Below are 19,191 nucleotides of genomic sequence, written 5' to 3' on the forward strand. Positions count from 1 at the left end.
CGGGATTTTTCATACATTGAGGTAACGGGCAATGCTGCAGAGTAAAGCCACCCTGACTGGTCTGCTGGCCATTCTGTTGTGGAGCACGATAGTGGGATTAATAAAAAGCGTCAGCGAAGGTTTTGGTCCGGTGATGGGCGCCGCACTGATTTACAGCGGCAGCGCCCTGCTGTTGCTGGTTACCGTGGGTTTTCCAGACCTGCGCCAGTTTCCCCGCCGCTATGTGATCATTGGCAGCCTGCTCTTTGTCAGCTACGAGCTCTGTCTGTCGCTGTCGCTCGGTTTCACTCATAGCGGCCATCAGGCGATTGAAGTCGGCATGGTCAATTATCTGTGGCCAGCGATGACCATCGTTTTAACGGTGCTCGTCAACCGACAAAAGACCAGCCTGTTAATCCTTCCCGGCGTGCTGCTGGCCGTCGCCGGTATATGCCGGGTGCTGAGCGGCGATCAGGGGTTTTCGCTGGACGAAATGATCCATAACGTAATGGATAATCCGCTCAGTTATGGTCTGGCGTTGAGCGGCGCGATGATTTGGGCGGTTTACTGTGTGGTGACGAAAAACATCGCCAAAGGCAGTAACGGCATCACGCTGTTTTTCATCCTGACGGCGCTGACGCTGTGGCTGAAGACCCTGTTTTCACCGCAACCGCCGGTGATGTTTTCACTGCAGGCTTGCATCAGCCTGGCGCTGGCTGCGATGGCGATGGGGCTCGGCTATGCGGCGTGGAACGTGGGTATTCTGCACGGCAACGTCACGCTGTTAGCCGCAGCGTCTTACTTTATCCCTATCCTTTCGTCGCTGTTAGCCGCGTTTATCCTTCACTCCAGCCTGACGTTTTCGTTCTGGCAAGGCACGGCGATGGTTTGCCTCGGTTCGCTGCTTTGCTGGTGGTCAACGCGCGGAATTGCAACGCGTAAGCTGGAGAGCAACACGCTGGAATAACCGGCCTTTCGCCCGATGAATTTTTGCCGGGTTATCTGTCAGTCGCGCTGGGCCGAATGACATGGACAGCGCAGAGAAATCATCGCGAACAACCGGAATGGCACGGAAACGCGCGCGATGAATCACGGCAACAAAATTAACTCATCGAACATTATCAGCATGGGCGAACTTTCGTTGCTACTATAGTGACGCAACACACAGCTAAAGCGTTGCTACGAGATTTTTCCACATGGTTTTTTGTTATGCCCGCTCTGCGGGCATTTTTTATCCCGCGAATACCCCGCCACCGCTACCGTGCTGCCTGACGTCTGCTGAACATTTTGCCCGTCCAGGATGTTAATGAAAGCGACTGATCGATAACAATCTGCCTACCACCTATGTATATCTTCGTTACAAATAGGGCGACAAAACCGCTTTGTTTCATATGGTACAACACTGTTTCACCATGTAAAATCGAAACGACTATCCATTGAGGCTGCTTACAGCACGCATCGATCCCTGAGAGATCGGGCTGCTGCATGCCCAGCGGATTGAATACAGAAAAACAATTAGTTGAGGTTATTTATTATTCCCCTGGGAAAGAAAGGGGGGTGGGCAAAAACAAGCAGTGCAAAGTGCAATGTCTTTGTACTCAGGAATCATTTGAATGAAATCAAAAGAGCAACAAATCAAAACATCCAGAAGGTCATTTCTGCAGAAAACCCTTTCTGTTATCCCCTTCACCGCTATTGCGGGCACCACAGCAGTGAGCACGATGGCCTCTGCAGCTCCGGCTAACGAAAAAAGTGAGACTTATCATTACGTTCCGGTTTTCTTTAACAATGATGAATGGCGATTTATTTTATCCGCAACGGATCTGCTGATCCCCGAAGACGAATTTGGCCCCGGTGCGGTGAGTGAAGGCGTGCCCGTTTACATCGATAAGCAAATGGAATTGCCTTACGGCTATGGTTACCTGTGGTATATGAGCCCACCGTTTCAGGAGTCGATTCCTGAGATGGGATACCAGACCAATCTGGTACCGCGCGAGATTTACCGCCGGGGCATTATTAACCTGAACAAATACTGCCGGGAAAATTTCCAGAATAATTTCGCTGATTTAAGCAAAGAAAAACAGGAAGCGATTTTTCATGAACTGGAGTCCGGAAAAATCGTGCTTGATTCCGTTTCGGGTAAGTTATTTTTCTCTCAGTTACTGCAAAATACGAAAGAAGGTTATCTAGCCGATCCGGTGCATGGCGGTAATCAAACCATGGCATCCTGGAAATTGATTGGTTTTCCGGGCGCGCGCGCGGACTTTATTCAGGTAATGGAGAACCCCGATAAAGCTTATCCTTTAGGCCCTGTGAGTATTTCTGGCAAGTATGGTGCAAAAAAATGACGATTAAAAAAGAACCTGTAGATATAGTTATTGTTGGCTTTGGCTGGGCTGGCTCGTTGATGGCGATGGAATTAGCCTCCACCGGATTAAAAATTGTGGCGCTGGAGCGGGGAGAACAACGCGATACTTACCCTGACTTCGCCTATCCCCGTATCATTGATGAACTGACATATGGTGTCAGGCTAAAACTTTTTCAGAACATATCAAAAGAGAGCGTGACGGTCAGACATACCTCTAAAGATACCGCTTTACCTTATCGCCGCATGGGTTCTTTTTTACCCGGCGACGGCGTGGGCGGTGCTGGCGTTCACTGGAATGGATTACTGTGGCGTCCTCTGGAAGCGGATCTCCGACTGAAAACCGTGATTACGGAAAAATATGGTGCCAGTTTTATTCCCGAGGGAATGACGCTGCAGGACTATCCTTTCACTTACAGTGAAATTGAACCCTATTTTGATAAGTTTGAGAAAATTTGTGGCGCGTCAGGCCAGGCCGGAAATCTCAATGGCAATATCATTGAAGGTGGCAACCCCTTTGAAGCGCAGCGAGCGAACCCTTTCCCGACCAAGCCCTTGATTTACCAGTATTCTGCCATGCTGTTTGAAAAAACCACGAAAGAACTGGGCTATAATCCTTTCCCGGGTCCCGCCGCCATCTGCACTGAGGCGTATACCAATCCTTATGGCGTTGCCCTCGGCGTCTGTAATTACTGTGGTTTTTGTGAGAAATTTGGTTGCTATAACTATTCTAAAGCGTCGCCACAAACCACCATTATCCCGGCCCTCAAACAATACGATAACTTTGAATTGCGCTGTAAGTCACATGTACTCCGCGTCAATAAAGACAATACGGGGAAACTGGCCACTGGCGTAACTTACATTGATGAAAATGGCAGTGAAGTAGATCAACCCGCGGCGCTGGTGATTCTTAGTGCATTCCAGTTGCATAATATCCGGCTGCTTTTGCTGTCTAAAATCGGTAAGCCTTATAACCCAGAAACAGGCGAAGGGGTTGTTGGCAGGAATTACGCCTATCAAATGTTAGGCGGCGCAAAACTGTTCTTCAATAAAGATACCTATTTCAACCATTTTGCCGCCACCGGTGCGTCCGGTGCCTACATTGACAATTACAACAGTGAAAACTTTGATCACTCTGCTGCAGGCTTTATCGGCGGCAGTACGGTCTCTGCGCATGTCACCGGTGCCCGACCTATTGAGCAAACTGTCACGCCGAAAAATGCGCCCAAATGGGGCAGCGGCTGGAAAAAATCAATCAGGGATAGCTACCTGCATAATATGAGCATTGGCGTCAGTTCATCTGTCATGCCATATAAGCAATGTTATCTTGATCTTGACCCAACCTATACCGATGGTTATGGACTGCCTTTATTAAGAATGACGTTTGACTGGCAGCAGAATGAACTCAAAATGACCCAGTTCATGGCGGGCAAAACGGAAAATATCGTTAAGGCTATCGGGCCAGATTCTTACGACATGGGCTTCAAAAACTTATCTACGCATTACGATGTTCGCCCATATCAATCTACGCATACCACCGGTGGCGCCGTGATGGGCGACAGCCCGGCGACCAGCGTGGTTAACAAATACCTGCAGTGTTGGGACGTATCCAACGTTTTCGTGGCCGGTGCAAGTTGCTTCCCACAAAACCATGCTTACAACCCAACCGGAATCGTCGGTGCAACCACGCTGTTTTCAGCGAACGCAATCAAAACGATTTACCTGAAAAATCCAGGCCCAATGGTTCAGGCTTAAGGGGATAAGGATAAGAAGATGAAAATGACCTGTTTGAAGTGGCTATCCTTATTATCGCTATTCTGCGCGTTATCCTCTGCAGCGGAGGATATTTCCCCGGAGCTCATCAACAAGGGTAAATATATTGCCACTGCCGGAGATTGCGTTGCCTGTCACTCCATTGCCGGAAAACAGAGCTTTACCGGCGGATTGAAAATGATGACGCCGGTTGGCGCGATTTACTCGACCAATATCACCCCTGATAAAGCAACCGGTATCGGCGAATATACCTATGACGACTTTGCTAAAGCATTACGTCAGGGAATAGCCAAAGACGGTCGCCACTTGTACCCGGCGATGCCTTACACGGCCTATGCCAAAGTAAACGATGAAGATATGCATGCTTTGTATGCCTATATGATGCATGGCGTAACGGCCGTTCACGCGGAAAACAGAAAAAGCGATATTCCGTGGCCACTGAACATGCGCTGGCCACTGGCTCTGTGGAATATGGCATTCCACGACGATAAAGCTTACGTGCCGGATAGCACCAAAAGTGCGGAGTGGAATCGGGGCGCTTATCTGGTGCAGGGATTAGGTCACTGTGGCACCTGCCATACCCCGCGTGGCATTGCTTATCAGGAAAAATCGTTAGATCAGCAGGGTAAAACGTACCTGACCGGCGGGACACTGGAGGGCTGGCATGCGCCGGATCTGACCGGCAACGCGAAATCGGGACTCGGCAGCTGGTCGCAGGAGGATATTGCGTTATTCCTGAAAACCGGTCGCACTAACACCTCAGCCGCCTTCGGCTCCATGACGGACGTGGTTGAGCACAGCACGCAATATTTGAGTCAGGCTGATCTTGCTGCGGTGGCGGGCTATTTGAAGTCATTGCAGCCATCCGCACCGGTTACGCCGTCTGCGCCACCCGCCGATAGCACCACTGCCGCGCTGGTCCGGGGAGACATCAGTGTCCCTGGCTCAAGGCTATATATGGATAACTGCTCAGGTTGCCACCGTCTGGATGGCAAAGGGTATGCCAAAACCTTCCCTTCTCTCGCCGGTAATTCAGCGATCCTGAGTGATGATCCGTCTTCGGTGATTAGCATTGTATTACGCGGCGGCAAAATGGCTGTCACGAAGGAGGCGGTCATCGGGTTGACGATGCCTGATTTTGCCTGGCGGCTTAACGATCAGCAGGTGGCGGATCTGGTGACATTCATTCGTAACGGCTGGGGCAATCAGGCACCTGCGGTAAGCGCGGATCAGGTAGCAAAACTGCGTAAAGATCTGCCCAAGGCAGCGGAGGCGGATAAGGAAAAGAGTCAGTAAAAACTGACGAAGAAAGCGCATTCATCAGGGTCCTGACAAGGGCCCTGTTCATGACGCCGTCTATCCGTTGCTGCCAGAGCCATTCCGCGCAATGCCCTATCGCCCGTCTGCACTACGCTTTGTCGGCATCGGTCAGAGTGGCTCGCACCTGCGGCAGGCTTTGCGGGTAATTCTGCTGAATGAATTCGATCATCTTCTCACGGACGTAGCAGCGTAAATCCCATGCCGTTGGCGAGTTCTGCGCGGTCATCAGTAAGCGGATGGTCATGGTTTTTTCCGTGGTATCGGTCACCTGTAACACCTGAGTTTCACGATCCCAGAGCCGCGTCTCATTGAGGATTTTTTCAAAATGCTCGCGCAGCGGGGCCAGCGGCATTGAGTAATCGACGTAAAGGAAAACGGAACCCAATATCTGTGCGTTATTACGCGTCCAGTTCTGGAAGGCATTTTCGGTAAAATAGGTAATCGGTAATACCAGGCGGCGTAAATCCCAGATGCGCACCACCACGTAGGTCAGGTTTATCTCCTCAATCCAGCCCCACTCTTTTTCGACCACCACCGCATCATCGATTTTAATCGGCTGAGTAAACGCAATCTGAATACCGGCAAACAGATTGACCAGCGACTTTTGCAAAGCGAAACCAATAATGATACCGGCTACCCCGGCACCCGCAAGAATGGTAGTACCGAATTTACGCACGCCAGGGAAATTAAGCAGAATCAGACTCAGGCAAAACAGCACCAGAATGACAATCGCTACCTTTTTGACGTAAATGAGCTGCGTGCGTATTTTTCGTGCACGCAGGTTATTCGATAGATTAATGTCGTAGCGAATAAACAGCATATCCTGTGCCACGTTAATCAGGCGAATAAAAATGGAACAGAATGATAATATGATGAAAATATTCAGCGTGGTGGCAATAAAGCTCAGGGAGTTGGGATCCAGATGGACATAATGAATCCCCATATTGATTAACAGTAACGGGATAAACAGAAACAGCGATCCACGTAAATGCTTTTCCAGCGATTTAAACAGCTTGCGATCACGGCTTTGCCAGTAGCGTATAAACCTGAGGAGGATAAACCGGGCCAGAAAACCCAGCGCTAACGAGAGTGTGACGAGCAATACAGCAGGCACCCATGCCGGCGCGCCAGATAACTCACCAAGAATCAATGGCATCATTTTCCCTTCTGTTCAGCTGACAACCGGGGTTATCAGATAAGTCACCCAAAGCAGTAACCGTTGTCGTGTCGGTTATCTGTTAAGCGCATGATTTCGCACTTCAGTTTGTGAAAATATAGCCTACAGGCAGCGGTTAGCCGGGGAAAAAACCTGCAGACAATCAGGTCCGATAGCAGCGACCTTCGCAAGTTTTTGAATTCACAGTTTTTTCAGCGTTATAGCTAAATGTCTGAAATGTCAGGCGAGGGAGTGTTAATGACAGGTTGTTACGCCACATCGGCGGGGAACAAATCCGGGCAACCTGCTGCGATACGTCGCTATAAAAACGCCGATATCGCAGCAGGCCAATGCGTGATGCGCGCGGTTAAGCGCGCAGTACATTATTTGGCATACGCCTCGGTAGACAGCGTGATCGTGACTTCATCGCCGACAGCCGGAACGTATTTATCAATTTTAAAGTCCGAGCGCTTAATGACGCCAGTGGCATCAAAACCGATGGCCTGCTTCTTAACCATAGGATGCATATCCTGCTTATTCAGGGTGGCATGCAGCACAACCGGCTTAGTAATGCCTTTGAGGGTTAAATTACCCTTCACATCATATTTATTGTCGCCTTTACTTTCCACTTTGGTGCTGTGGAAGGTGGCCTGAGGGTATTTTGCCACATCAAAATACTCATTCCCCAGAAACTCTTTGGTCAGCGCGGGGACATGCGTGTCGATAGTTTTCATCGGCAGGGTAACATTGACCTGTGATTTTTCCGGATTTTCTTTATCAAAAGTCAGCTTACCGGAGACATCAGAAATATCAGCAGTCGGATGAGAGAAACCAAAGTGATTCCATGCGATCACCACGGAAGTATGCTGCGGGTCAAGGTTATATTCTGTTGCCGCCGCATGTGAAAGGGGAACATATAAAGCCACCACGGAAAGCAACGCGGTTTTTTTCAAAAGTTTCATGAAAACATCCTCAAATAATCAAGTGCTAATACTGTAGCGCAAACCTGCTGAGCTGTTATTGAAATCATTTGCTTTAGCCGTTCAAAATTTTTAACCGTTTTTTCAGCACATAAATAATAACGCAACGTGAAATTTACTGACATCGCGTAATTAAATGTCTGTGGATGAAATTAAATAAACACGTTCTCAGGTGGGTAATTTAAGGGCGAGGAGAAGAGCGGCAAGCCATGTTAATCTAACGGTTCAAAACCGCCTGAACAGCCGGCGGCTCCCACGCGTTATTCTTCGCTGGCGCGGCGTTGATCATAGGCAACTTGTGCCTGCTCAATCGCGCCGCCCTGCTCACGGGCCCACTTCACCAGCGCAACGAACGGATCCTGCAACGTCTGGCCCAGCGGGGTAATCGCATACTCAACGGCTACCGGCGACGAAGCAATGACGCGACGGCTAATCAGGCCGTTACGCTCAAGCCGGCGCAACGCCTCCGTCAGCGCCTTGTGGGTAATCGGATCAAGACGCCGCTTAATGGCGTTAAAGCGTGCGGGTTCGGTACACAGCACGGTCAGAATCAATACTGACCACTTATTGGCTACCTGTTCGAGGATCGGACGGGTGCTGTTGTTCTCTGCCAGCAGGGCTGCGATATCAGTCGCCATGAGATTTCCTTAGGTATATCTAATGTAGATAAGGTGCGTAATTGACACTAAATATACGAAATGTATCATCTGGCGTCTACCCTACTCTACTGGAGCAGCCATAATGAAACTTGAAGGAAAAGTCGCGCTTGTTACCGGCGGCAGCAGCGGTATCGGCCTCGCCATCGCGCGCCGTTTTGTGCAGGAAGGCGCCCACGTTTTCATCACCGGACGACGCGAAGCGCAACTGACCGAAGCGGTAACGCGCATCGGTGGACGAATCGAAGCGATAGCCGGCGATCTCACCCGTGCCAGCGACGTTGCCCATCTGTTTGACACTCTGCAGGCCCGCGCCGGCGGTCTTGATATTCTGGTGAACTCTTCTGGCGTGGCAGAACCCGCCAGCCTGGAAGAGACCAGCGCAGAACACTTCGACCGTACCTTCGGCCTCAACGTGCGCGCCATGGTGTTCACCGTGCAGCATGCGGTAAAGCACATGCGCGAGGGCGGCGCGATTGTGCTGGTGGGATCGATTGCGGGAGGCATGGCGAATCCCGGCTATGGCGCTTACTCGGCCAGCAAAGCGGCAGTGCGCGCCTATGCCCGCACCTGGACCAGCGAACTGGCACCGCGTGACATTCGCGTCAACACGCTGAGTCCCGGCCCGACTGACACGCCGATGTTCGACCAGGTCAGCGATGAGGTGCGACAGACGTTTAGCGCGCAGATACCGGCTAAACGCCTCGGCGATCCTGACGAAGTTGCGGCCGCCGCCCTGTTCCTCGCTTCGGACGAAAGTGTTTACGTCAGAGGTGCCGAACTGGTGATTGATGGCGGCATGTCAGCGTAAACGGCGTTCCGTGCTGCACAGCGCGCCGGCCGACCGTTGTGCAGCAACAGAGTCGTTTCTCAGAAGGTGTAGCTAAAGCCGACTGTTCCGGTGACCTGATCACGGCGCGATACGATCGGACTGTCCGCCGCGCGATCGCCCAGCCAGTTGTAGCCGGCGCTGACCAGCGTTCCCCAGTGCGCGTCAAACTGGTGACTCCACGTTAGCGACGTCGCAACACCGTAAAAACCACCAGCGGCATCGTAACGCGAAAACCGGCTGCGCCTGCTCTGGGACTCGCTCACGCCGTACCAGGTATTCATGTAACGCGCATCGCCAAACAGGGCCGCCGTCTGCAGGGCAACCGTGTCGCTGTCATTCTGGACGGGCACCAGCGTAACGGATGCCTGATAGTTAACGCCCTGATCATCACTGAGCGGCAGCACCGCTTTCCCCTCAACACTCAGCCACGGCGTAAGCTGCCAGCCCAGCGCCAGTGCGGTATTCACTGAGGCATTAATATTCCCCATGCCTTTCAGGCGGCTGGCGCCGTCCCGCCAGGTTGAATCTTTGTCGCTTCGGCCGAGACTGTAACCCAGCGTGTGTTCCAGATAGAACCCACTGTCGCTCTGCAGGTCATAACCGATGCCTTTCTGGGCATCCGCAAAAAATGCGCCGTCCCGGGCCTGGAAAATCGGTATCGGCTGCACCCGCGTTTTCTTCGATCCGCTGTAGCGCGGCGCGAATTGTGCCCCCGCGCCCAGCGTCAGGCTGGTCTGCGCCTCACCGCTGTCGGCCCTGGCGGCAGCGGAAAGCGTCAGCGTCAGACTGGCCATGTACAACAGCGTATTTCTGGTTATCATCGTGTCACCTCTTTATCGGTCCGTTATCCGCCCCTTGCCCGGGCAGCCGCAGCGCGAAGCCGAAGTATCCCGGGGCTGTGTCAACAAACAGCCAGGGATTTATGAAGAAACTGTCAAGGTGAGTTATGCAGACCAAAAATATTCTGATTATTGAGGACGACGCTGACGCGGCGGAGGTACTGGAGGCCTATCTGCAGCGCGAAAACTATGCGGTGCGGATTGCGGCGGATGGCCTGTCCGGGCTGGAGCTGGCCCAGCGCTGGCAGCCCGATCTGATTTTGCTCGATGTGATGCTGCCGGGCCTGAACGGCACCGAAGTGCTGGCAAAACTCCGGCGCAGCAGCGAAGTGCCGGTGATCATGGTCACGGCCATGGGCGATACGCCCGATCGTATCGGCGCACTGCGCTACGGCGCGGATGATTATGTGGTCAAGCCCTATCATCCCGGCGAAGTGGTGGCACGCGTGCAGGCAGTGCTGCGGCGCAGCGCGGTAAAAACGCCGCAGGAAGAGATCCTGCGCTGGCAGGGGCTGGAAGTGAATAGTGAAGCGATGACGGTCACCGTCACGCCGTTAAGCGGCGCAGTGATATCTATTGATACCACGCCGACCGAATTCACGCTGCTGGTGACCCTGATGCGTGCGCCGGTGCGGGCGCTGAGCCGCCAGTTCCTGCTGGAACAGTGCCTGCCGGACAGCGACGCGCTGGAGCGCGTGGTTGATACCCACGTCTACAACCTGCGCAAAAAGCTGGAGGCGGCCGGTATGGCGGGCGTGCTGCTCAACGTGCGCGGCGTGGGCTACAGGTTTCGCCAGCCATGACAGATAAAGCCCCGCAGACCCTCTGGCGCTGGCTTTGCCTGCGCATCCTGACGCTGGCCATCGGTACCGTGGTGCTGATTGCGCTGTGCATGTGGCTGCGCTTCACGGTGCAGTATTTGTGGATCACGCACCACATGCCGCCCGCTATCCTGCGTGAATTTCTCGCCCTGCGCGAGCATCCGGAACGCGATCCCGCACGCTTTCATCAGATCATTGATAGCTGGTGGGGCATACGCTACTCCGATCCGTCCATTGCCTCCTCAGACTGGATCACCGTCGGCATCCTGGTGCTGGTGACCATTCCGTTTATTGCCTACTTCGGGCTGCGCCACGCGCGACCGCTGTCTGCGCAGTTCAGCCAGCTCAGACGGGCGGCCGATCAGGTGACCGCTGGCGACTTTGGTGCGCAGGCGGCGTTAACCCCGGCAGCGCCCGCGGAACTGGCGCAGTTCGCGCACAACTTCAACACCATGACGCGACAGCTGGCGCGTTACGACAAAGAACTTCGCGCTTCACACGTCGCCATGGCGCACGAGCTGCGATCGCCGCTCAACGCAGCAATGGTGCGTCTGCAGGCGCTGCTTGATGGCGTGTTTAGTGCGGATCCACGTCAGCTCGCGCTGATCATGGCGCAGCTGAGCTGCCTGCGCCGGCTGATCGATGAGCTGCATCTGCTGTCGCTGGCGGATGCTGGCCAGCTGACGCTGGAGCAGGTGCGCTGCAACCCGGCAGACATTCTGCGCGAGCGCCTGCAATGGATAAAACCGCAGCTGGATGAAGCGGGCATCAGCACCGTGGTGGAGATCGCGGAAGAGACGTTGCTGACGGTCGATCCGTTTCGTCTCGGGCAGGTTTTTACCATCCTGCTGGAAAATGCCCTGCGCTATGCCGGTACTGGCAGCCAGCTGCTGCTGCGCACCTACAGCACAGCGAATCACTACGCAATTGTCGTGCAGGACAGCGGACCGGGCGTTCCTGCGGCATTTCTTGATCTGATGTTCGAGCGCTTTGCGCGCGGCGAGGCATCACGCGCCCGTCACTCCGGCGGCAGCGGGCTGGGCCTGTCTATCGCACGCGCCATTTGCCACGCGCACGGCGGCACGATTAACGCCACGCTGCCGGCAGCGGGAGGTTTGCAGCTACAGATTTTATTGCCACGCCACGCCTGACATTTTGGCGGTCTTGACAGGCTCTTGATAGAACGTCGCCGGATTCTTGATAATCGCACGGTGTAATGGCGCAAATACCGATAAAGGAATTGCGCCATGATCGACGAGCTTCCCTGCCTGATCAAACAGAGTCTGCGCCACCTGCTGAACCCGCGTCACTTGTTTTCCCTGCTGCCGCTGTTGCCCTGTCTGTTGCTGACGGCCATGCTGCTGACCGGCTGTGACCGCAAGCGAACGCCCACGCCGCCGCCACCGCGTCCGGTTAAATTCATCACCGTAGGCCCGCGCCTGGCTGCCGGGCAGCAAACTCTGACCGGCGAGATCCGCGCGCACGATGAAACCTCGCTGAGTTTCAGGCTGGAAGGACGGATTCTGACGCGCAGCGCCGACGTCGGCAGCCGCTTCAGGCAGGGAGAGACACTTGCCGTGCTCGACAGTCCCGGCGCGCTCAACCAGCTGACCAGCGCACAGGCTGACCTGAACAGCAGCCGCGCGGCCGAAAAGGTGGCGGCCCTTAATCTGCACCGTATGCAATTGCTGATGCCGTCCGGTGCCATCGCCCGTGCGCAGCTGGATAGCGCCAGCGCCGACTGGCAGGCAGCGCTGGCGCGGCGGCAGAGCAGTGAAGCGGCGTTGAAAAATGCCCAGGACAGCCTGCGCTGGACCCAGCTTACCGCGTATGAAGATGGCGTGGTAACCGGCGTCAGCGCCGCAGCCGGCCAGGTGGTCAGCGCCGGTCAGACGGTATTTACCGTTGCGACCGGTACAGGCCGTGACGTGGTGTTTGACGTGGCCGCGCCGGAAACCCTCGATCGGCGCGCCAGTGCCCGCTTCCGCGTTGCGCTGTTGCAGAACCCGTCCGTGGTGGCCGGGGCGCATTTGCGCGACGTCAGTCCGCAGGCCGACGCTCAGACACGCAGCTGGCGGGTACGCATCACACTGGATAATCCTCCGCCGGAGATGGTGCTGGGTGCCAGCGTCACGGTGACCCTGCCGCCGCTCGCCACCGCAGACGATGCGGTGATGGCGATTCCGGCCACCGCACTCACCCGCCAGGCCGGCCAGCCGGCGGTATTTATTCTCGACCCGGTTAAAAACTGCGTCATCCGGCGCAGCGTAGAGATCGCCAGCTACACCGCTGACGCGGTGTGGATTCGTGCGGGCATCACGCCGGGCGATCGGGTCATTACTGCGGGCGTCAGAAGCCTGCGTGACGGTGAGCGTGTTGCCGGCATCCAGGAGGACCCGCATGAAACCGGCGTTTAATCTTTCTGCCTGGGCGCTGAAGCAGCAGCAGCTGATGGCCTTCCTCATGCTGCTGATCATGGCCGCCGGCATCGTCAGCTATGAAAAACTCTCGCGCAACGAAGATCCGGCGTTCACCATCAAAACCGCCGTGGTATCCGCGCAGTGGCCGGGCGCCAGCCTCAATGACACGGTCAGGCTGGTCACCGACACGCTGGAGAAAAAACTGCAGGAAATTCCGTGGCTGGATTATGTGCAGAGTGAAACCCCCGCTGGCCGCACGGTCATTTTCGTTAATCTGCGGGACGACACGCCACCCGCCGAGGTGGCCGGCATCTGGTATCAGGTGCGTAAAAAAATGCAGGATGTGACCCCGGCTTTGCCGCAGGGCGTGCAGGGCCCGGCCGTCAACGATGAGTTTGACGATACCTTTGGCACGATATATGGCTTTTCCGCTGACGGTTTTTCGCCGCGCGAGTTGCGGGATCGGGTAGAGGCTATTCGCCGCGATCTGATGAGTCTGCCGGATGTGGGTAAGATCCAGCTACTGGGCGAGCAGGAAGAGCAGCTGGTGGTGGCCTTTTCCCCGCGCCAGCTGTCCGCCATGGGGCTGGATTTGCAGCAGGTAGCAGAGGCGCTGCGCGCGCAGAACGTCGTCGAGCCGGCGGGCAATGTGCGCACCGCCACCGATAACATCGCCCTTCGCGTCAGCGGCGCGTTCAACAGCGAGGCGAGCCTGCGGGCGGTTACCCTGCGCCTTAACGATCGCTATGTTCCCCTGACGGCGATCGCCACGATTACACGCCGCCCCGCCGAGCCGCCCGCCCCGCTGTTCCGCGTCAATGGCCAGCCGGCTATTGGACTGGCGGTGTCGATGGCCGCGACCGGCAACATGCTGGATTTTGGTCGCGCACTGCGGGCGCGTATGGAGAGCGAAGCCAGCCAGCTGCCGCACGGCATAGAAATGACCCGCGTCGCCGACCAGTCAGCGGTGGTGCAACAGGCCGTCAGTGGTTTTGTCGACGTGCTGGGCGAGGCGGTGATTATCGTGCTGGCGGTTTCCTTTGTCTCGCTGGGGCTGCGTGCCGGACTGGTGGTGGCAGCGGCCATCCCGCTGGTGCTCGCCATGACGTTTATCGGCATGCATCTGGCCGGCATCGGCCTGCAGCGCATCTCGCTCGGCGCGCTGATCATTGCGCTGGGCCTGCTGGTGGATGATGCGATGATCACGGTGGAAACCATGGTCGCGCGGCTGGAAGCCGGCGATTCCCGCGCGAGTGCCGCAACCTGGGCATTCCGCGCCACGGCCTTCCCGATGCTGACCGGTACGCTGGTGATGATTGCCGGGTTTATTCCGGTCGGCTTTGCCGCTTCCAGCGCCGGCGAGTACTGCTATACCTTGTTTGCCGTGGTGCTGATGGCGCTGATCAGCTCCTGGCTAGTGGCGGTGCTGTTCTCGCCGCTGACCGGCAGCTGGCTGTTACCGGCCAGGCTGCAGCAGCACCGCGCCGGACACGGGCGCCTCAGCCAGCTCTATCGACGCCTGCTCGGCAGCGTACTTCGCCACAGGATACTGACGCTCAGCGTGGCGGTGCTGACGCTGGTGCTGGCCGGCGTCGGTACGACTTATATGCAGGGCGAATTTTTCCCCGCGTCGGACCGGCCTGAGCTGCTTGTCAGCCTGGCGCTGCCGGCCTGTGCATCACAGCAGGCAACCCTGCGTCAGGTGCAGCGCCTGGAGCAAATTGTCTCCGCCAGCCGCGATGTCGACCACTATTCCTCTTACGTTGGCACCGGTGCGATACGCTTTTATCTGCCGATGGACGTGCTGCTGGATGATGAAAACAGTGCCCAGCTGGTGGTGGTAGCCAAAAGTCTGGCCGCCCGCCAACGGCTGCAGCACGATCTGGACGCCGTCCTTGCCCGGGATTTCAGCGACATCACCACCCGCGTTTCGCCGCTGGAGCTCGGTCCACCGGTGGGCTGGCCGATTCGCTATCGCGTCAGCGGCCCGGATTATCGCCAAGTGCAGCTGCTGGCAGAAAAGCTCGCCGCCGCGCTCGGCGCCTCACCGCTGACACGTGAAGTCAATCAAACCGTGGGCGAGCCCGAGCGCGTCATCACATTGCAGGTCAACCAGACGGCGGCACGCGCAGCCGGACTCTCTTCGGACCTGATTGCTCAGTATCTGCATACGCTCTGGTCGGGGACGCTCATTACCACGGTGCGCGATGGTAACCGGCTGGTGGATGTGGTGCTGCAGGGCAACGCTGCAGCGCGCCATGACCTGAGCAGCCTGTCCGATCTACTGCTCACCGCGCCGTCGGGCGCAAAAATTCCGCTGGCGCAGGTGGCAACACCGCAGTGGGGGCTGGAAGATCCCGTTATCTGGCGACGCCAGCGCCTGCCGTTTATCACCGTGCAAACCGACCCTGCGCCCGGCCTGCGCGCAGCAGCGGCCTCCGCCGGGCTCGCACCGCTGATTACCAGGTTCAGGGCCGGGCTGCCGGCAGGTTACAGCCTGAGCGAGGACGGCGCGGTGGCTGAATCGGACAAGGGCAACCAGTCGGTGATCGCTATCCTGCCGGTCACGCTGGTCTGCATGCTGGTGCTGCTGATGCTGCAGCTGCGGCGTTTCTCCCGTCTGCTTCTGGCCCTGCTGATGGCGCCTTTTGGCCTGCCGGGCATTGTGCTGGCGATGCTGCCGACCGGCACACCGATGGGCTTTGTGGCGCTGCTGGGCATTATCGCGCTGGCTGGCATGATCATCCGCAACGCGGTGATTCTGATCAGCGAGGCGGATAACAATGTCTCATTGGGCATGGCCTGTAACGCGGCCATTGCGGCGGCCGCCGAACACCGCGCACGGCCGATTGTGCTCACCGCCAGCGCGGCGATTCTCGGTATGATCCCCATCTCGCGCCAGGTTTTCTGGGGGCCGATGGCGCTGGCGATTATCGGCGGGCTGCTTGTCGCCACGCTGGTGACGCTCACCGTGCTGCCCGCAGCGATGAGCCTGGTGATGCAGGCAGAAGCCCGTCGGGACAAACTACAATCACTGCGCCGGCTAATGCTCAGAAAATAACCGCATGCGGCGCAGCCCTGCCGCCGCGCGGCCACGCAATGTTTATCCACAGGGTTCCGGGCGGGATATGCACGTCAGATGTGGACAGGATGAGGGCAGACACGCGCAGCACCGGCTGCGCGTGGCCGCTGGCTATTTCACTACCGGATGCTTCTCCTGCTGTAGCGCGTTCATAAAGGTGTCGCTGAGATGCAGATGCTGACGCACCAGCGCCGGCGGCGTGCTGGCCAGCCACTGGTTAAGCGAAATATCCGCGTAATAATCGCTTTTAAACAGCTCGAGAAAGCGCAACGGCTTATCGCCCGTGTTTTCGATATAGTGGCCCATGGCAAAAGGCACATAGCCGACATCACCGGCGCGGAAGTCAAACGTACGCGCCTGACCCGACGAGGCAAACACGCCCATCCGCCCCTGACCTTCCAGATAGTATTGCCATTCGTCGTTATTAGGATGCCAGTGCAGTTCGCGCATCGCGCCGGGCGCCAGCTCAACCAGCGCGGCGGCAATGGTTTTTGATACCGTAAAATTACTGGAATCGGTAATGCGTACCGTGCCGCCCGGCAGCGTCAGCGGCGTTTGCGCCAGCATTTTATGCGAGAAGGTCTGCTTCGATTTTGTGCCGCCCTTCACCGCCGAAGCCGCCGCGCCGTCCGGTGCCTGCCCGGCAAAAATGTACTCATCCGCAGGCGACGGCAGCGTGTTAAACACCTCAGCCGGCACGCCAAAGTTTTTTGCCAGCACTTCCGGCGGGATATGTTTGAACCAGTCGCTGAGCAGAAAGGTACTGTCTTCATCGAAATTGCCGTTGTCGAAGGCCAGCAGGAATTCGCAGCCGTCCGGCCCGAGGCCCTGAATCGAGTGCGGCACGCCCGGCGGGAAATACCATAAATCGCCCACGCCGACGTCATCGACAAACCAGCCACCTGCGGTATCCAGCGCGGTGATGCGCGCATTGCCGTACAGCATATAGGCCCACTCGCCCTCTTTGTGCCAGTGCAGCTCGCGGATACCGCCGTTATCCAGCCGCATATCGACCCCGGCGATAGTGGTGGAAATGCCCAGTTCGCGCTGTGTCACCTGGCGCGTCCAGCCGCCGCTGCCCTTACGCACGTGCGCATCGCTGAACGAGAAGCGCAGGTTGGGCAACGTGCCGCTGTCGGTCGCGGGTGGATCGACCAGATCCGGGTTCAGCGCTTCGCGAACCGGATCGTGCGGGCCGGGATCGCGCGGATGGTTGGGATCATTGGCCGGATAAGTCGCAACCTTGCCGTCGTGGGCGTGGACTTTGCCAGCTGCCAGCGCCACGGTGCCACCGGCGGCGAAGGCCATAAAGCGTCTGCGAGATAAGTTTTCCAGTTTCATACCTGCTGTCTTCCTCAGTTTCTTATGGTTTGTGTCATGCTCCTTAACCATAATCAACCTGTGGCTTTCGCCAACCTTGTGTCACAGCTGAAATCAATTGAAAACCTTTATCATCGCGCCAGTCCGCCATTCACCAGCCTCACGTCATTTACGCTTCATTGAGACCGCGTTGACGTTCGGGTTACATCAGCCAGCAAATCAGGCACGAAGTGATCAAATCCCTTCTCTGATTAAGCAATTTTTTTAATGATAGCCCGCCTTAAAAGTTAATTTATTGTTACAAAAGCATCGCAATTGCAATAATTACCCGGCTACGTTTTTTCACCGGCGAGACGTGGCCGTTCCGGACGGAAGCCCATGCCAATCAAGCGGCCAAACAGATGACGCAAAAACGGATAGCGGCTGATAATCTGCGGCACCTTGCTGGGCGTGGTGCGCGGACGCTTGCCGCTGCTCATTTTGATCTGCAGAAATTGCGTCGCCACCGTCGGGAACTGCCGCCGCCGCTGCACGTTCTCCAGATCGCGCAGCGTGAGCGTGCCGTTTTGCAGGGGCCGCGTCAGATGATTGGCGGTGGCCACCGCGTCCTGAATCGCCAGGTTCACGCCGACGCCACCAATCGGCGACATCGCATGCGCAGCATCGCCAATGCACAGCACGCCGGGCTTCATCCATTTGTCCAGCCGATCAATGCGAATGGATAACAGACTCAGTTGCTGCCACTCCGTCAGTTGCGCCATGCGCGCCACGCTGAACGGTGCGACTTCTGCCATGCGGGTTTTCAGCGCGTCGAGTCCGGCCTGCTTCAGCACCTCAAATTCACCTTTCTGAATGGTGAATCCGCACTGCCAGTATTCGCCACGGTCGATGACGATAAAGTTTTGCTTCGGCCCTTTATGGCCCATGCCCAGCTCGGGGTCGTCCGGTTGTTTATCCAGCCGGAACCACACCACATCACGTGGAGCGCCAAAGCTTTTACCCACCAGCCCGGCTTTCTGCCGCACCGCCGAGCGACGGCCATCAGCGCCTATCACCAGCGGGGCGTGAATTTCGTGACCTTGTAACGTTTTCACGCCAGCGATGGTGCCATCCTGATAGAGGAAATCGTCAAAACCGGTGGATTGCAGCAGCGTGAAGCCGGGAAATTGCGCCGCCTGGGCGGCGAGGAACGTGAGGAAATCCCACTGCGGCATGAAAGCGATAAAGCGGCAGCGCAACGGCAGACGGGAGAAATCGGCCATGGTGATCTCCTGCCCGCCCACTTCCGCCTGTAACTTTTCCGCGCGCTGATGCGGCAGCGCCAGCAGCGCGTCGAGCAGTCCCAGCTGGTGCATGATCTCCAGCGTTGAGGGATGAATGGTGTCGCCGCGAAAATCGCGCAGAAAATCGGCATGCTTCTCAATCACGACCGCACGCAGGCCGGCGCGCGCCAGTAAATAGGCCAGCATTAAGCCGGCCGGACCGCCGCCGACGATGCAGCAGTCGGCGTTTATTACCTGTGGAGACGGCATGATGCCCTCATCTTTTGCTATATATGATAATTGTTATCATTTATATAGCATCTGCGCGGCACAAAGGTGATGATAAATGCCGCAGTCAGACGAGTGGTTTGCCACCAGCCCCAGCG

At 56.5% G+C, this 19,191-nt stretch carries 15 protein-coding genes; 9 read left to right on the forward strand and 6 right to left on the reverse strand.

Translation table 11 applies throughout. The annotated features are described in order from the left end of the window. Window positions 1-31 precede the first annotated feature (31 nt). The 4 genes from yddG to MXF20_RS05625 all read left to right on the forward strand — a co-directional run bounded on the left by yddG (window position 32) and on the right by MXF20_RS05625 (window position 5,413). Complete coding sequence (gene yddG / locus MXF20_RS05610; RefSeq protein ID WP_325968122.1) at window positions 32-946, forward strand: aromatic amino acid DMT transporter YddG; 915 nt, start codon at window positions 32-34, stop codon at window positions 944-946. A 646-nt stretch (window positions 947-1,592) separates the two neighbouring features. Further along, window positions 1,593-2,327 (forward strand): gluconate 2-dehydrogenase subunit 3 family protein, encoded by a 735-nt coding sequence (locus MXF20_RS05615; RefSeq protein ID WP_325968124.1) that lies wholly within the window; start codon window positions 1,593-1,595, stop codon window positions 2,325-2,327. After that, window positions 2,324-4,099 (forward strand): GMC family oxidoreductase, encoded by a 1,776-nt coding sequence (locus MXF20_RS05620; RefSeq protein ID WP_325968125.1) that lies wholly within the window; start codon window positions 2,324-2,326, stop codon window positions 4,097-4,099. Before MXF20_RS05615 ends, MXF20_RS05620 begins: the two co-directional genes overlap by 4 nt. Window positions 4,100-4,117: 18 nt before the next feature. Next, window positions 4,118-5,413 carry a cytochrome c gene (locus MXF20_RS05625; protein WP_325968127.1) on the forward strand — a complete coding sequence of 432 codons (1,296 nt, stop codon included), beginning with the start codon at window positions 4,118-4,120 and terminating at the stop codon, window positions 5,411-5,413. Between the two features lie 112 nt (window positions 5,414-5,525). On the opposite strand, the gene MXF20_RS05630 is transcribed toward MXF20_RS05625, so the two are convergent. From MXF20_RS05630 to MXF20_RS05640, 3 genes are all read right to left on the reverse strand, one after another. Continuing rightward, complete coding sequence (locus MXF20_RS05630; protein ID WP_325968467.1) at window positions 5,526-6,593, reverse strand: mechanosensitive ion channel family protein; 1,068 nt, start codon at window positions 6,591-6,593, stop codon at window positions 5,526-5,528. A gap of 383 nt (window positions 6,594-6,976) precedes the next feature. Beyond that, window positions 6,977-7,555: a YceI family protein gene (locus tag MXF20_RS05635; protein WP_325968129.1), complete on the reverse strand. Its 579-nt coding sequence runs from the start codon at window positions 7,553-7,555 to the stop codon at window positions 6,977-6,979. A gap of 278 nt (window positions 7,556-7,833) precedes the next feature. Continuing rightward, on the reverse strand, window positions 7,834-8,211 hold the full coding sequence (locus tag MXF20_RS05640; protein WP_325968132.1) for a helix-turn-helix domain-containing protein: 378 nt from the start codon (window positions 8,209-8,211) through the stop codon (window positions 7,834-7,836). Window positions 8,212-8,311: 100 nt separating this feature from the next. On the opposite strand from MXF20_RS05640, the gene MXF20_RS05645 reads away from it, so the two are divergent. After that, complete coding sequence (locus MXF20_RS05645) at window positions 8,312-9,040, forward strand: glucose 1-dehydrogenase (RefSeq protein WP_325968468.1); 729 nt, start codon at window positions 8,312-8,314, stop codon at window positions 9,038-9,040. A gap of 59 nt (window positions 9,041-9,099) precedes the next feature. Here MXF20_RS05645 and MXF20_RS05650 read toward each other — a convergent pair whose 3' ends face one another. Beyond that, window positions 9,100-9,882: a MipA/OmpV family protein gene (locus tag MXF20_RS05650; protein ID WP_325968133.1), complete on the reverse strand. Its 783-nt coding sequence runs from the start codon at window positions 9,880-9,882 to the stop codon at window positions 9,100-9,102. A gap of 125 nt (window positions 9,883-10,007) precedes the next feature. Between MXF20_RS05650 and MXF20_RS05655 the strand changes: the two genes are divergently transcribed. The 4 genes from MXF20_RS05655 (at window position 10,008) to MXF20_RS05670 (ending at window position 16,202) form a co-directional block, all read left to right on the forward strand. Further along, window positions 10,008-10,703, forward strand: coding sequence for a response regulator (locus MXF20_RS05655; RefSeq protein WP_325968134.1), 696 nt, complete (start codon window positions 10,008-10,010; stop codon window positions 10,701-10,703). Beyond that, window positions 10,700-11,872 carry an ATP-binding protein gene (locus MXF20_RS05660; RefSeq protein WP_325968137.1) on the forward strand — a complete coding sequence of 391 codons (1,173 nt, stop codon included), beginning with the start codon at window positions 10,700-10,702 and terminating at the stop codon, window positions 11,870-11,872. The genes MXF20_RS05655 and MXF20_RS05660 overlap by 4 nt, the downstream gene beginning before the upstream one ends. A 96-nt stretch (window positions 11,873-11,968) precedes the next feature. Continuing rightward, on the forward strand, window positions 11,969-13,138 hold the full coding sequence (locus MXF20_RS05665) for an efflux RND transporter periplasmic adaptor subunit (protein ID WP_325968140.1): 1,170 nt from the start codon (window positions 11,969-11,971) through the stop codon (window positions 13,136-13,138). Continuing rightward, window positions 13,122-16,202, forward strand: coding sequence for an efflux RND transporter permease subunit (locus tag MXF20_RS05670; RefSeq protein ID WP_325968142.1), 3,081 nt, complete (start codon window positions 13,122-13,124; stop codon window positions 16,200-16,202). The genes MXF20_RS05665 and MXF20_RS05670 overlap by 17 nt, the downstream gene beginning before the upstream one ends. 132 nt (window positions 16,203-16,334) lie before the next feature. Here the strand turns inward: MXF20_RS05670 and MXF20_RS05675 are convergent, their stop codons facing one another. After that, the gene (locus MXF20_RS05675; protein ID WP_325968470.1) at window positions 16,335-17,531 is read right to left on the reverse strand and encodes a cupin domain-containing protein; all 1,197 of its coding nucleotides are present in this window, start codon (window positions 17,529-17,531) and stop codon (window positions 16,335-16,337) included. A gap of 344 nt (window positions 17,532-17,875) precedes the next feature. Continuing rightward, window positions 17,876-19,075 (reverse strand): FAD-dependent oxidoreductase, encoded by a 1,200-nt coding sequence (locus MXF20_RS05680; protein ID WP_325968144.1) that lies wholly within the window; start codon window positions 19,073-19,075, stop codon window positions 17,876-17,878. Window positions 19,076-19,191: the final 116 nt, after the last annotated feature.

This window comes from Pantoea dispersa (assembly GCF_035783935.1).
Lineage (GTDB): Bacteria > Pseudomonadota > Gammaproteobacteria > Enterobacterales > Enterobacteriaceae > Pantoea > Pantoea dispersa_C.